This is a genomic window from Marivita cryptomonadis (genome assembly GCF_002115725.1).
Taxonomy (GTDB): domain Bacteria; phylum Pseudomonadota; class Alphaproteobacteria; order Rhodobacterales; family Rhodobacteraceae; genus Marivita; species Marivita cryptomonadis.
Window position 1 is genome coordinate 1 of record NZ_JFKD01000004.1, and the last position, 14,582, is coordinate 14,582.

General features: G+C 61.2%; 12 protein-coding genes. 8 read left to right on the forward strand and 4 right to left on the reverse strand.

The genetic code is table 11. The features are described 5' to 3' along the window. A partial coding sequence (locus MCRY_RS05500; protein ID WP_280523420.1) for an acetyl-coenzyme A synthetase N-terminal domain-containing protein occupies window positions 1-337 on the reverse strand: 337 nt, incomplete at its 3' end. A gap of 471 nt (window positions 338-808) precedes the next feature. Between MCRY_RS05500 and ade the strand changes: the two genes are divergently transcribed. Continuing rightward, window positions 809-2,512 carry an adenine deaminase gene (ade, locus tag MCRY_RS05505; protein ID WP_085628493.1) on the forward strand — a complete coding sequence of 568 codons (1,704 nt, stop codon included), beginning with the start codon at window positions 809-811 and terminating at the stop codon, window positions 2,510-2,512. On the opposite strand, the gene MCRY_RS05510 is transcribed toward ade, so the two are convergent. Beyond that, window positions 2,509-3,384, reverse strand: coding sequence for a LysR family transcriptional regulator (locus MCRY_RS05510; protein ID WP_085628494.1), 876 nt, complete (start codon window positions 3,382-3,384; stop codon window positions 2,509-2,511). The genes ade and MCRY_RS05510 overlap by 4 nt on opposite strands. 105 nt (window positions 3,385-3,489) lie before the next feature. Between MCRY_RS05510 and MCRY_RS05515 the strand changes: the two genes are divergently transcribed. After that, complete coding sequence (locus MCRY_RS05515; protein ID WP_171046080.1) at window positions 3,490-5,043, forward strand: proton-conducting transporter transmembrane domain-containing protein; 1,554 nt, start codon at window positions 3,490-3,492, stop codon at window positions 5,041-5,043. 23 nt (window positions 5,044-5,066) lie between these two features. After that, window positions 5,067-7,466, forward strand: a complete 2,400-nt coding sequence (locus tag MCRY_RS05520; protein WP_085628496.1) for a YbcC family protein — start codon at window positions 5,067-5,069, stop codon at window positions 7,464-7,466. 6 nt (window positions 7,467-7,472) lie between these two features. Here the strand turns inward: MCRY_RS05520 and aroA are convergent, their stop codons facing one another. After that, on the reverse strand, window positions 7,473-8,735 hold the full coding sequence (aroA, locus tag MCRY_RS05525; RefSeq protein ID WP_085628497.1) for a 3-phosphoshikimate 1-carboxyvinyltransferase: 1,263 nt from the start codon (window positions 8,733-8,735) through the stop codon (window positions 7,473-7,475). 138 nt (window positions 8,736-8,873) lie between these two features. Here aroA and MCRY_RS05530 point away from each other — a divergent pair, with 138 nt between their 5' ends. The 5 genes from MCRY_RS05530 to MCRY_RS05550 all read left to right on the forward strand — a co-directional run bounded on the left by MCRY_RS05530 (window position 8,874) and on the right by MCRY_RS05550 (window position 14,126). Then, window positions 8,874-9,722, forward strand: coding sequence for an arsenate reductase/protein-tyrosine-phosphatase family protein (locus tag MCRY_RS05530; protein WP_085628498.1), 849 nt, complete (start codon window positions 8,874-8,876; stop codon window positions 9,720-9,722). After that, the gene (locus tag MCRY_RS05535) at window positions 9,719-10,717 is read left to right on the forward strand and encodes an ArsJ-associated glyceraldehyde-3-phosphate dehydrogenase (RefSeq protein WP_085628499.1); all 999 of its coding nucleotides are present in this window, start codon (window positions 9,719-9,721) and stop codon (window positions 10,715-10,717) included. Before MCRY_RS05530 ends, MCRY_RS05535 begins: the two co-directional genes overlap by 4 nt. Then, on the forward strand, window positions 10,714-11,976 hold the full coding sequence (gene arsJ / locus MCRY_RS05540; RefSeq protein WP_085628500.1) for an organoarsenical effux MFS transporter ArsJ: 1,263 nt from the start codon (window positions 10,714-10,716) through the stop codon (window positions 11,974-11,976). Before MCRY_RS05535 ends, arsJ begins: the two co-directional genes overlap by 4 nt. A 69-nt stretch (window positions 11,977-12,045) precedes the next feature. Beyond that, window positions 12,046-13,188, forward strand: coding sequence for an iron-containing alcohol dehydrogenase (locus MCRY_RS05545; RefSeq protein WP_085628501.1), 1,143 nt, complete (start codon window positions 12,046-12,048; stop codon window positions 13,186-13,188). Then, a complete protein-coding gene (locus MCRY_RS05550; protein WP_085628502.1) occupies window positions 13,185-14,126 on the forward strand; it encodes an aminotransferase class IV in 942 nt (313 codons plus the stop codon). Before MCRY_RS05545 ends, MCRY_RS05550 begins: the two co-directional genes overlap by 4 nt. Here the strand turns inward: MCRY_RS05550 and MCRY_RS05555 are convergent. Further along, on the reverse strand, window positions 14,111-14,575 hold the full coding sequence (locus MCRY_RS05555; RefSeq protein WP_085628503.1) for a DUF3237 domain-containing protein: 465 nt from the start codon (window positions 14,573-14,575) through the stop codon (window positions 14,111-14,113). The two genes, MCRY_RS05550 and MCRY_RS05555, sit on opposite strands and share 16 nt — an antisense overlap. Between the last annotated feature and the right edge of the window lie 7 nt (window positions 14,576-14,582).

Genomic DNA, 14,582 nt, shown 5'->3' on the forward strand with positions numbered 1-14,582 from the left:
CAGGCTCGTTGGGATCATCGGGTTCGAAGATGATCGCGGTCTGATCACCGCGGGTCGCCAGATGCCGGTCGACACAGTTGGCCGCCACGTTCAGCGTGCCATCGGCGAACCAGTTGATCTTGACCTGACCCAGCGTGAAATCCACGTCCTTGACCTCGGTCGGTGCCTTCATCCAGTCCAGACGCTGCGCCGCCTCCGCCCAAAACCCCTCAGGATCAGACACCGACCGCGCATACATCTCCTCGTATCGAGACGCATCAATATGCGCCCGCGACACCGTTTCGGATGATGGCGGATACACGGCCGTTCCATCGTTGGTGGTGGTTTGATCATTCATGGTCTTGGTCTCCCCTCGCGCCGCCCGATCCCCTTCGAGCGCTTCAGACTGCGATCACAGATGTGTTATCGCGGCTTGGCTTGATCATACGCGATGGTGAAAACAAATAAATAAGCAAATAAAAAACAGTAAGTTACGTGTAAATATTTTTCACCACGAAAGGAAAATACGTAAACAAATTTACCCGACGCTACGTAAAGCCCTCTAAAACAAGGCAAGTTCGAATTGGCGGATTTCGGGCTGTTTGCGGTAACCGTGACACGCTGTAGCAGGGCGCACACTCGCGCTCAGGGTGTGACATATTGATCCGGTATGCCGCTGTATGCCGAATTTCGGGTGCCTGATTTTTCGTCACGCCCCAACAGACCGCCGAAAAACTTGGCACTGAGTCGCCTGTCAGGACCACACGAGGCTTGGTGGCCGGAGCGCGCATCGGGTAGACTTGGACAAAACACAGGAGCGCCACACCCCATGCCCGATTTCAGTCCTTTGGACCGCCGCATCGCCGTTGGACGCGGCGAGGCGCCCGCCGATCTGGTTCTGCGCGACGCCAAGATGCTCGATTTGGTGACCGGTGATCTGCTCGATGGCGATATCGCCATCTGTGACGGCATGATCGCAGGCACCTGTGGGCAGTATGACGGGGCCGAGGTCCGGGACATGGCAGGCCTGATCCTTGTGCCGGGTTTTATCGACACCCACCTGCACATAGAAAGTTCTTTGGTCACGCCCTATGAATTCGACCGCTGTGTCGCCCCGCATGGGATCACCACCGCCATTTGCGACCCGCACGAGATCGCCAATGTCATCGGCGCGGCGGGTATCCGTTATTTCCAAGAGGCGAGCCGCCACACGCTGATGGACATCCGCGTACAACTGTCGTCCTGCGTGCCCTCCACGCATATGGAAACCGCCGGGGCCGAGTTGCTCGCAGCCGATCTTGCGCCTCTCATGGGGCATCCGTCGGGGATAGGTCTGGCGGAATTCATGAACTATCCCGGGGTGATCCACCGCGATCCTCAGGTGATGGAAAAGCTGCATCTGTTCGAGGGAGGCCATATCGACGGCCATTGCCCGCAACTTCGCGGCATGGACCTGAACGCCTATATCGCCGCTGGGATTTCCACGGAACATGAGGCGACAACAGCGGAGGAGGCTCGCGAAAAGCTGCAAAAGGGCATGCGCGTGCTGATCCGTGAGGGGTCAGTGTCAAAAGACCTACACGCGCTGCAACCGCTGCTGACCGAACGCACCGCGCCCTACATGTGCCTGTGTACCGATGACCGGAACCCGCTCGACATCGCCGAAGAAGGGCATCTTGATTACATGATCCGCACGCTGATCGCCTTGGGCACGCCACCGCTGGCCGCCTATCGCGCGGCGTCGCTGTCGGGGGCCGAGGCGTTCGGGCTCAAGGATCGCGGCCTGATCGCGCCGGGCAAGCGGGCGGATATCGTGGCGGTTCGGTCGCTTGACGCCTGCGATGTGCAGACGGTGTTTTGTGCCGGGGTAGAGGCCACGGCAGAGAATTTTACCAAACGGTCAAGAATAGACCCGGTCGGCACCGGTTCGGTCCACGCGCCGCATCTGAAGGCCGAGGATTTCCGCACCAAAGCCAACCGCGCAGAGACCGACGTGATCGGCATCGTCGAAGGCAAGATCATCACCGAACATCTGCACGAGACCATTGCGGTCGAGGACGGTGACAAACACCCCGACCCGACGCGCGACCTCATTCGCATCGCGGTGGTCGAACGGCACGGCAAGAACGGCAATATCGCTACCGGGTTCGTGCGTGGGTTCGGGTTGCAGCGCGGCGCGATTGCGTCGACCGTCTGCCACGATCACCACAACATCGCTTGTGTGGGGGTGGATTACGCCGACATGGCACTGGCCGCGAACCGGCTGTCCAAGATCGAAGGTGGGTTCGTCGTGGCGGCAGGGGGTGAGGTGTTGGCCGAATTGGCCTTGCCCGTTGCCGGGTTGATGAGCCTTGAGCCGTTTGAAGAGGTGCATGACCGGCTGGTCGACCTGCGCGCGGCGGCGAAAAGCCTTGGCGTCACGTTGAACGAGCCGTTCCTGCAACTGGCATTTCTCGCGCTGCCGGTCATTCCGGCGCTCAAGATCACCGACCGGGGGATGGTCGATGTGACCAAGTTCGAGATTATCGCCTAGCGCGCTGCCGCTTCCAGCAATTCGGTCAGCAGTGGGTTGGGGTAGCGGCGGTCCAGCGTGACCGCGTAGAACAATTCGTGCAGGTCCAGCATAGCCGCCTGCACCAAATCGCCACGTGCGAGTTCGTCCTGCACGACGATGGGCGGCACCACGGCCAAGCCTGTGCCGCGCAGGGCAAGAAGGCGGATCATGGCCATGTCATCAACCTCGGCCGCGATGGTGGGCTTGGCCTGAACGCGCGACAGCAACGTGTCAAAGGCGTTGCGGATCTGGGTGTCGCGTGTCGGCAGGATCAGGGGGTGATCCGCGACGAGGTCTTCAAAGGGTCGGTTGCCGCGCACCCGGTCAGGTGTGCCGAACAGGCCCACGGTCTGGTCGGCGAGTTTTTGGGTCAGGTAGGGGCTGATCGCGTCTCGGGCGGGGGGCGTGTTGGTCAGCACCACGTCGAGATTCAAAGCGTCCAAAGCAGCGTAAAGCTCGGATGCGCTGCCCGAACGCAGGATGACTTCGACATCGGGTCGCCCAAGGACGGGTTCCAGAAAGGTGATCTGAAAGTTGCGCGACAGGGTGGACAGCGCACCGACCCGCAAGGCGCGCGCAGGGCGCGCAGTTTCGCGCAACGTGTCGAGCAGTTCTTCGCCAGCGGTAAAAATCGTGTCTGCGTGATCAAGCGCGATGCGGCCTGCTTCGGTCAGGTGCAAAGCGCGGCCTCGGCGCTCGAACAGCGTTTGGCCGATGCGTGCTTCCAACTGTTTGATTTGCGACGACAAAGCCGATTGAGACAGGTTCAGCCGTTCGGCTGTCCGGGTGAGGTTGCCGTCATGGGCCACGGCCCAGAAATAGCGAAGGTGATGATAATTCAAGCCTGACATTCGTTCTGTTTAAGTGAACGATAATTGATGAACAATGTATTTTTATTCACCAAAGGCGCGGGCTAGGTCCCCCTGCAAGATCACGCCCTTACAGGAGACCGTATCATGATCACCGCTTTGCCGCTTTTGGCCCCCGTCTTTTTCGCGATTATCGGGTTTGTCTACATGCGCAGCGAAATGCCGCGTGGGTCGGCCCTGCTGCGTCTGGGCGAATATGCCGGACTGGCTGCGATGGTCGTATCACTGGGCACGTTGGCTCTGCTGATCGCCAATGGTTCGGCCACCAGCCCGCTGATCGGTGCGGCCGAGATGGGCTTTGCCGCCCGGATCGACGCGGTGAGCGTGACCATGCTGATGCTGGTGAGCTTTATCGGCTGGGTCGTGATGCGGTTTGCGGTGACCTACACCGATGGTGAGGCGAACCAGACGCGGTTTCTGGGCTGGCTGAGCCTTGGTCTGGCGTCTGTTCTTCTGCTGGTGACGGCGGGCAACCTGATCCAGTTGATTATCGGCTGGGGTGCGGTGGGCCTTTGTGTGAACCGGCTGTTGCTGACCTATCCCGAACGGGCGGCAGCACAGCGGGCGGCACGCAAGAAAGCGTTGTGTTCCATGGCGTCTGACGGTGGTTTGATCCTTGGCGCATTTGCGCTGGCGGCGGCGTATGGCACTGCGGATATCGCGACGATCATCGAGGCGGCGCGCGCGGGCGAAGGCGGCGGGGCGGCGATCCTTGCAGCTGGGCTTCTGGCGATTTCGGCGCTGTTCAAGTCGGCACAGGTTCCGACCCATGGCTGGTTGACCGAAGTGATGGAAGCGCCGACGCCGGTGTCGGCCCTGCTGCACGCGGGTGTGGTGAACGCGGGTGGCTTCCTGCTGATCCGGTTTGCCGATGTGATGCTGCTCGCGCCCGGTGTGCTGTCGGTGCTGGTGATCCTTGGTGGGTTCTCGGCTCTGTTCGGCGGGTTGGTCATGCTGACACAGCCGTCGGTCAAGACCTCGCTGGCGTGGTCCACTGTTGCGCAGATGGGTTTCATGATCCTGCAATGTGGTCTGGCACTGTTCCCGCTGGCGCTGCTGCACATCGTGGCGCACTCGCTTTACAAGGCGCATGCCTTCCTTGCCTCTGGCGGTGCTGTGGCGCAGGTGGCATCGATCCGGCGGCCCGGTCCGGTCGCGATCCCGAATGGCAAAGCGGTGCTCAAGGCGTTTGCGATTGCGCTGGCAATCTACGGCACGCTGGGCCTGCTTCTGGGTATCGACGGCAAGTCGGCACAGGCCATCGCGCTGGGTGCGGTGCTGGTGATGGGCGTGGCCTATCTGCTGGCGCAAGGCCTCGCAGATCATGCGCCCGAGGTTCTGACCCGGCGTATGGCGGCCTATTCGGTGGCAACGACGCTGAGCTATTTCGCGCTGCAATCCATCGCGATCTGGCTGACCACCGGCGCGCTGCCCGCAACCCCGGCCCCCGGCCCGCTGCAATGGGCGCTGATGGTTCTGACCATCCTGAGCTTTGGCACAGTGGCGCTTGCGCAGGCGACCTTCCCCAACTGGGCCAGCCATCCGGCCGCCCAAGGCCTTCGGGTGCATCTATCGAACGGATTTTACCTCAACGCGGTGTTTGACCGGCTGACAGGCGGCTGGGCCGCACGGTCACGGTAATGGACAGGACAGGAGATCAAGACATGCTGACAATGGTTGAACGTTTCTCGGGTCCGGCGCTTGAGATTATGGCAGGCGCCAAGAATGCCGCCGCCCACATCCCGCCGCTTTGGTCGCTTGAGGCGACGGTTGCTGTGAACCCTTACGTTGGGCAGGCGGGCGAGCCTTTGCAGGTTGCCGCCGCGCGACTGGCGCGGGTGGCCGGGGTGCGGACGGTGCCGGAGCGGGCGCATTTCAAAGCGAAATTCGTGGCAAACGAGCTGAGTGTGGCCGACCTAGAGGCCGGTCTGGCCGAAGTCCCGGAGTTGGCAGCGACGGTCGACGACCTGATTGCAGCGATGGACAAAACAGTTGTGGCGCCCGAAACCCTGCCGACGCTTGCTGATTTGGCTGAAGAGGTGTCAGACATCAACTGGCCCGACTTCGTGGCTGAACGGATCGGTCACTGGGCGGGCGGGCATTATGACACCGGACAGGCGCTTTGGCCTGCGCCCAAGGAAAGGGCGTGGCTGTCGTGGCGGTCTTTTGCGCAGCGTGATCTGACGCCCGAGATTTTTGGCCTCACCGGGTTTGCGTCGCGCGTGGCGTCGATGTCGATGTCAGCACGGGGGGCGTTGACGAAATGTGCTGAGGATATGGGGATCACGGCCGATGCCTGCGAGAGCTACTTCCACACTCTGTTGATACGGCTGGGGGGCTGGGCGCAGCTTGCTTCGGGTGAGGCATTCCGCGCGAACCTGAAAGGCGACGGTAACAATGACATCACTGACCTTTTGACTGCGAAACTGGTTTTCGAGGCGGCGCTTCTGGCGCGGTACAAGGACAAGATCGGGAGTGCTTGGGAAAGGGTGCTTCAAGAGCACGCGCAGCCCATTGTTCCGAGCGAGGACGATCTGATCGACGCGGCTCTGCAGGCGGCGGCGGATCATGCCGCGGCGCGGGCGCTGGACCAGACCTTGGCGCAGCCGGTTACAGCCAAGGACGACCTGCCGAACGTGCAAGCCGCGTTCTGTATCGACGTGCGGTCCGAAGTGTTCCGGCGGGCGCTGGAGGCGTCCGGTGACGGGATCGAAACCATTGGCTTTGCGGGTTTCTTTGGCATCGCGGCGGCACATCACGGGTTTGCATCGGACGTGCTTGAGACACGCGGTCCGGTTCTGATCAATCCCGGTGCGACCTCGGCCGCGACCGATCCGCAGGACAGCGACATGCTGACCCGTGTGGCAAAGCGGGTGACGCGGGCGTGGGGCCGGTTCCGGCTGGCGGCGGTGTCTAGCTTTGCCTTCGTTGAGGCGACGGGGCCTTTGTACCTTGGCAAACTGGTGCGGGATTCGCTCGCGCAGAAGCATCCGAGCCTTGGCGTCGGTCCGGCGCCTGCCTTGTCTGACAGCATCACGCTTGAGGACCGGATTGGCATGGCGGCGACCATTCTGTCGGCAATGTCGATGAAATCTGGCTTTGCCAAGGTGGTGCTGCTGGCAGGCCATGGCGCGGGTGTGGTGAACAACCCCCATGCGAGTGCGCTGCAATGTGGTGCCTGTGGCGGCCATGCGGGCGACGTGAACGCGCGGCTGGTGGCGCTTCTGCTGAACGATGCAGACGTGCGGACCGGGCTGGTGGAAAAGGGGATTGAGGTGCCTGCGGAGACGGTGTTCCTTGCTGGTCTGCACGACACAGTGACCGATGAGGTCCGGCTTTACGAGGACGATCTTCCTGCTGGACACACGCAGGTGGCAACGATTGCGTCACTCAAGCAAGCGCTGTCGATGGCGGCCAAAGTGACGCGGACGGAGCGGTCCGCGCGGTTGCCCCGGGCCACTGATCAGGCGGCGGTTATGGAACGGGCTAAAAACTGGTCGGAAACCCGGCCTGAATGGGGTCTTGCAGGCTGTTCGGCTTTCATCGCAGCACCGCGTGCTCGGACCACGGGCCGGAGCCTTGATGGACGGTCGTTCCTGCACAGCTATGACTGGCGGCAGGACACCAACTTCCAGGTTCTGGAATTGATCCTGACCGCGCCCGTGGTTGTCGCAAGCTGGATCAGCCTGCAATATTACGGGTCATCCGTGGCACCGGATGCGTTTGGGGCGGGGAACAAGCTGCTGCACAACGTGACTGGCGGCATCGGAGTTGTCGAAGGCAACGGTGGCGTGTTGCGCGGTGGCTTGCCGTGGCAGTCGGTGCATGATGGCGAAAACTTCATGCACGACCCGCTGCGGTTGTCGGTGGCGATCGAAGCTCCGCGTGAAGCGATCAGCGACATCCTCAACCGGCACGCAGGTGTGGCGGCGCTGTTTGACAACGGCTGGCTCAAGCTTTTTGCGATGGACGACGAAGGGCGGCTTGGCTGGCGGTATACTGGCGGTGGCGAATGGGTGTCGCTGCGCGGCGACAAGGACGCACCGCCGATCGCGGCAGAGTGACCAGCGTCAGGGCTGGGTGATGTCGACCGACACGCCCAGCCCGCGCAGGACATCCCAGTAATTCGGGAAGGTCTTGGACACGCAATAGGGGTCTTCGATCCGCACGCCTTTGACTTTCATGGCGGCCAGCGCAAAGCACATGGCGATGCGGTGGTCGGCATGGCTGTCGATCAGGCCGTCGCTGACATGGTTGGACAGCGCCGGGTCTGCATGCACGATCAGGTCATCGCCCTCGACCGAGGCCAGATCCGCGCGCACCTGTAACAGCCCTTTGTGTACGGCGTCGATCCGGTCGCATTCCTTGACGCGCAGGTTTTCGATGCCAGTAAAGCGCACGGGTGTTTCATTGAACGCGGCCAGCACGGCGAGGGTCGGGACAGCGTCCTGCATCTGCGATCCGTTGATTTCGGCCGGCATCTGCGGGAAGGCGGCGATCATGTCATAGGCTTTGGCGTCGGGCTGGTTCATGTCGCCGGGGGCGGTGCCGATATCTATGCTCCCCCCGGTAAGCTTTTCAGCGGCCCAGAGATACGTCGCCGCACTTGCGTCAGGTTCGACGTGGTAGTCGGCAGCGGTGTAGCCGCCCGGTGCCACAACGATCTGGTTTTCGGTTGGAAAGCTGACGGTCGCCCCAAAGGCGCGCATGACAGCGGCGGTGATGTGCAAGTATCCCACAGCGCCAATCTTGCCGCCACCGATGGTGATGCGGGTCTCACCGTTGCCCATCGCGGCCAGCATCATGATGGCCGAAATATACTGGCTGGACAGCTTGCCGCTGACCTCGATGTCGCCGCTTTGGAATGTGCCGTTGCCTTTGACGGTGACGGGCGGGCAGCCGGTTTCGGACGTGGCATCCACGCCCATTGCGCGGAGCGTATCGAGCAGGGGCGCGATGGGGCGTTTCTGCATATGTTCGTCGCCGGTGACGATGGTCGTGCCATGCACCAAAGCAACGGCAGCGGTCAGAAAGCGTGTCGCGGTGCCTGCATTGCCCAAGAATAGTGGCTCGGATGCTGGGTGCAAAGTGCCCGAACCTGTGACCTCAACCGCGGTCTCATCCAGTTCGGTGATCCCCACACCCATCGCGCGAAGGGCGGTCATCATGTAATGCGTGTCGTCGCTGCGCAGGATGCCGGTCAGGCGGCTGGTGCCGCGGGCAAGACCCGCGACCAGAAGCGCGCGGTTGGTCACGGATTTTGAACCGGGCAGGGTCACACGGCCCACCAACGGCTGGGTCACGGGGGCGATCTGGGCGATGGGCAGCGACATGGCGGATCTCCGGTCGGAACGTCAGAAGCGGGTTTACGGGTTTTGCCGCGCGTCGCAATCCGAAAGTCGCAGTGCATGGCGCAGGCACATGGTCAAACGACTCATTGACTGGCGCATTATTTCTATTATTCACGAAATATGGAAATAAAAACCGCCTCGCAACTCTCGACACTCGGTCATCCGCAACGACTGGCCATCTTTCGTATGCTCATGCGGCGGATGCCGGATAAGGTGCCGGCTGGTGAAATCGCAGACGCCTTGGACATCAAGGCGTCCACGCTCTCGGCGTATCTGTCGAACCTGCTGGACGCCGGATTGCTGAGCCAGACGCGGGTTGGGACATCGCTTCGTTACAGTGTGAATGTAACAAATGTGCAGGGAATGCTGGATTTCCTGCTGCTCGATTGTTGTCGGGGCAGACCGGATATGTGCAGCCCGCTGGCAGCGGGCTTTGGACAAGGAATGATGGATATGTCTTTCAAAAAGTTCAGTGTTCTCTTTATCTGCACCGGCAATTCGGCGCGGTCGATCTTTGCTGAAACAATCCTGCGGGACATGGCCGGAGATCGGTTCGATGTCTATTCTGCAGGCACCAAACCCTATTCCGAATTGAACCCGATGGCGGTCGATGTGCTGCGCCAAAAGGGGCACGACGTCTCCGGCTTGCGCGCCAAGAACGTGCAGGAGTTCATAGCCCAAGATGCGCCGAAGTTCGATTTCGTGTTCACGGTCTGTGATCAGGCCGCGAACGAGGATTGCCCGGCGTGGTCGGGTCAGCCGATCAGCGCGCATTGGGGCATGGTCGATCCGGTCAAGGCCAGCGGATCAGACGCCGAACGCAGTCTTGCCTTTCAAGTGGCCTACGGTGCGCTGCGCAATCGGATTGGCGTTTTCACAGCTCTGCCCATGAACACGCTTGACCGGATTTCATTGCAGAAAGCGGTCGATGATATTGGACAAATGACGGAAGAGGATGCCTCCGCATGACAACCTACGCGCTGAACGGGCTTGGCCGCATTGGCAAGCTTGCCCTGAAACCCTTGTTGGAGAAGGGCGCAAAGATCGCGTGGATCAATGACGCAGTGGGCGATCCAGAGATGCACGCGCATCTGTTCGAGTTCGACACGGTGCATGGCCGCTGGCAAGCCGAGTTCGCGCATGACGCGGACAGCATTACCGTTGACGGAGTGCGGTTGCCGTTTATTGGCACATCCGATCTGTCCAAGCTGCCGATGGACGGTGTGGATGTGGTGATCGACTGCACCGGTGTTTTCAAGACAGAGGCGAAGATCGCGCCCTATTTTCAAATGGGAGCGAAGAAAGTAGTGGTGTCGGCCCCGGTCAAGGACGGGCCAACAGCGAATATCGTCTACGGTGTGAACGACGACATCTATGATGCTGAAACGCATGATATTGTCACCGCGGCCAGTTGTACGACCAATTGCTTGGCGCCGGTTGTGAAAGTTTTGCATGAGAGTATTGGCATAAGTCACGGATCAATAACGACGATTCATGATGTCACGAATACGCAAACCATTGTGGATCGACCCGCCAAAGACCTGCGCCGTGCGCGGTCAGCTTTGAACTCCTTGATCCCCACAACCACGGGAAGTGCGACAGCGATCACGCTGATTTATCCCGAACTCAAGGGGCGGTTGAACGGCCACGCGGTGCGCGTGCCGCTGCTGAATGCATCACTGACCGATTGCGTGTTCGAGATGGACCGCGCGACCACGGTGGAAGAGGTGAACACGCTGTTCAAGGCGGCAGCGGAAGGTCCATTGAAGGACATTCTGGGCTACGAAGAGCGCCCGCTCGTTTCGACCGATTATACCAATGACACGCGGTCGAGCATTGTCGATGCGCTGTCCACGATGGTGGTGAACGGTACGCAAGTTAAGGTCTACGCGTGGTATGACAACGAGATGGGCTATGCGCATCGGTTGGTGGATGTGGCGCTGATGGTGGGCGGTCGGTTGTGAGCAAACCCGAGGGTCTTTCTGCCTATATTGCCGTTACGGCGGCGTATTGGGCGTTCATGCTGACCGATGGAGCCTTGCGAATGTTGGTGCTCTTGCACTTTCACACGCTTGGGTTTTCGCCAATTCAGTTGGCGTATCTGTTTGTGCTCTATGAAATCGCCGGGATGGTTACGAACCTGTCCGCAGGATGGATCGCGGCACGGTTTGGCCTGACCTCGACGCTGTATGCCGGGCTAGGGTTGCAGGTGGTGGCTTTGCTGGCGCTGGCGCAATTGGACCCGACATGGGCCATCACCGCCTCTGTCGCGTTTGTCATGTGTGTGCAGGGTGCATCGGGTGTGGCCAAGGACTTGGCCAAGATGTCGTCCAAATCGGCGGTCAAGTTGCTGGCGCCCACCGAAGGCGGAGGTCTGTTCCGCTGGGTGGCCATCCTGACCGGATCGAAGAACGCGGTGAAGGGGGTTGGGTTCCTGCTGGGTGCCGCGCTTTTGGCGACGTTAGGATTTGTCGCGGCGATCTATGCGATGGCGGCTGTGCTGGCGGTGATCTTGATGGCGATCATCGTTTTCATGCCGTCGGGCCTGCCCAAAGGGCGCAAGGGTGCGAAGTTCTCGGAGGTGTTTTCGAAATCCGCCAACGTGAACTGGCTGTCGGCGGCGCGGGTGTTCCTGTTCGGGGCGCGGGATGTGTGGTTCGTGGTGGGCATCCCGATCTACTTCTATGCGGTGCTGTCGGACGGAACCGAGGAGGGCAATCGCGCGACGTTCTTCTTGATCGGGACGTTCATGGCGGTATGGATCATTCTTTACGGGATCGTGCAGGCGAATACGCCGAAGCTCCTGCGTGCAGCGGACCGAAGCGAGGCCGCATTAATCGCGGATGCGCGGAAGTGGGCGTTCCTGCTGTTGTCGGTGCCGGTGGCATTGACCGCAGCGGCGGTGCTGTCGCCTGAGCCACAAACATGGCTGACCGTGACATTGGTCATTGGGTTGCTGGTGTTCGGCGCGCTGTTCGCCGTCAATTCGGCGCTGCATTCTTATCTGATTTTGGCATTCACCCAAAACGAACGGGTGACGATGGACGTGGGCTTTTACTACATGGCCAATGCCGGTGGGCGGCTGTTGGGCACGGTCCTGTCCGGCCTCAGCTATCAGGTCGGCGGGTTGCCGTTGGTGTTGGGCACGGCATCGGTGATGGTGGCCTTGGCGGCGTTGGCATCGGGGCGGTTGCGGAGCGAAGGTATGGCACAAACCGTTTAGGCGGCGACTCTCGACACGGGGGGCAAAGACAGGCACATCTCTGGGCGAGACTTGACCACAGGAGTGCCCATGACCGCCTTTGCCTTTGCCAAAGCAGACATGATCCGGTTCGGACGCGGTGAGGCGGTGCAGGCAGTGCCTGCGTTGGCGGCGTTGGGTGCTCGGGTGTTGCTTGTCACAGGCGCGACCCCGGTGCGGGCGGACTGGTTGAAGGACGCACTTGAGGCTGAAGGGGTGGCTGTCACGGTCTTTTCTGTCGGCAAAGAGCCGGATGTTTCGCTGGTCGAGGCAGGGTTGGCCTTGGCACGAGATGCACAGGTTCAGGCGGTCATCGCGATTGGGGGGGGTGCCGTAGTCGATGCGGGCAAGGCGATTGCGGCGCTGACACGTGCAACGCGGCCGATGCTCGACCATCTGGAAGTGGTGGGCAAAGGTCTACCGCTGGACACAGCGCCCTTGCCCTTTGCCGCTTTGCCGACGACTGCGGGAACCGGGGCCGAGGTGACCAAGAATGCGGTGATCGCGGTGCCCGAGGCGCAGCGCAAGGTGAGCTTGCGCGACCCGCGCATGTTGCCAAAACTGGCCATTGTCGATCCGGCACTGACGGACAATTGCCCGCGTGGTGTCACTTTAGCCTCGGGGCTGGACGCGGTCACGCAGGTGATCGAGCCGTATTTGTCGTCCAAGGCCAATCCGCTGACCGATGCCATCTGCCGCGATGCGATCCCCAAAGGGTTGATGGCAATACAGCAGATCATGAGGGCCGAAGACACAGGCGCGCGGGACGCGCTGGCATGGGTGAGCCTTTGCGGTGGGCTGGCTTTGGCCAACTCTGGCTTGGGGGTTGTACATGGTTTGGCCGGGCCGCTGGGTGGCTTGTCCAACGCGGCGCATGGGGCGATTTGCGGCGCATTGTTGCCGCATGGATTAAGCGCGAATGCCGAGGCGGGGGATGATCACGAGTTGCAGGCACGGATTGCCGAGGTGCAGGGCTGGATTGCGCGGGCCTTTGGCGGAGCGCCGGATGCGGCGTTTGAAACCTTGCACGACTGGTCGCGGGACGCGGGTTTGCCCGGACTGGATGCGCAAGGGATCACGGATGCGGCGCGGGCCAAGGCGGCCAAGGACGCGGTGAGCTCATCGTCGATGAAGGCGAACCCGGTGGCGTTGACCGAAGACCAGCTATTGAGCCTGATGGAGCGGGCGCGATGACGGATCATACGACGACCCATGATGCGGAAGAGGACGCGCGCAACCGCGATATTCTTATCTACATCAACGGGACGCTTTACCCGCGGGACGAGGCCAAGGTGTCAGTCTACGATTCCGGCTTCCTGCTGGGCGATGGTATGTGGGAAGGGATGCGCCTTTATGATGGCGTTTGGGCATTCTTTGACGAACACATGGATCGGTTCTTCGACAGCTGCTACGCGGTGGGCCTTGATGTGGGTATGGATCGCGCCGGGATTGCGGAGGCGCTGCGCCTGACCGCCGAGGCAAATGGCATGACCAGCGATGTGCATTGCCGGTTGATGCTGACGCGCGGGACCAAGGTGAAGCCGTTTCAGCATCCGAGCCTGTCGCGGTCCGGACCGACGCTGGTCATCATCATGGAGCATTCGAAACCCGCAGAAGCACTGCAAGCGCAAGGCATCCGGCTGGCCTCGGTCCCGCAGGTGCGGGGATTGCCGCACAGTCAGGACGCCAAGTTCAACAGCCATTCCAAGCTGAACTGCGTGATCGCCTGCCTTCAGGCCGAAGCGGCGGGGGCGGATGAGGCGTTGATGCTAGACCCGCATGGGTTTGTGAACACCACCAATGCCTGCAATTTCTTCATCATCCGCAGGGGAGAGGTTTGGACCTCGACCGGGGATTATTGCATGAACGGGGTCACGCGCGCCAAGGTGATCGATCTTTGCTGGGAAAACGGGATTCCCGTGTTCGAGAAGAACTACTCGCTCTACGAGGCGTATTCAGCGGACGAGGCGTTTCTGACCGGCACGTTTGGGGCGCAGACGCCCGTGGCGTCGATTGACGGCAAGACGATTGGCTCGGGTGAGCGCCCGCTGACGCATCGCATCCGCACACTTTATAAAGAGGCGATTGCACAGGACATCGCGGCGCGTAAAGCGGATCAGGTGATTGCGTAAAGCTCGACTTGAACGCTGCTTTGATTGCGGGCGCCGACGCCCAGAAACAAGGTGCGATTGACCCAATCATAGCGTGCGTCGCCGGTCTCCAACCGTGCATGGGTGCGCATGTAATAGGAACCGGGGTCCACAGCTTCGCCGCGTGCGACGGCGTCGAGCACCTCTTTCGGGCCGTGGCGGTAGCCGTAATTGATGATCTCAATTGTGGCACCGTCGTCGGTTTCCATGGCGTAGCGTGTGTCGAGTTCTGCCAGACCGTCGGCAAACAGCGTTTGCCAGTCTGCGCCAACGTTCAGGATGCGCCCGCTAAGGCGCGGCCCACTTACGGTGCCGCCGACAATCGGGATGATGCGCCTTGCCCCGGCGCGGCCTGTGCCCATCTCGCGGATCGGATCTAACGTGACCTGCAGCGTGCAGACATGGTCTAGTTTGGGCTGCGGCAGTTTCATCAAGATC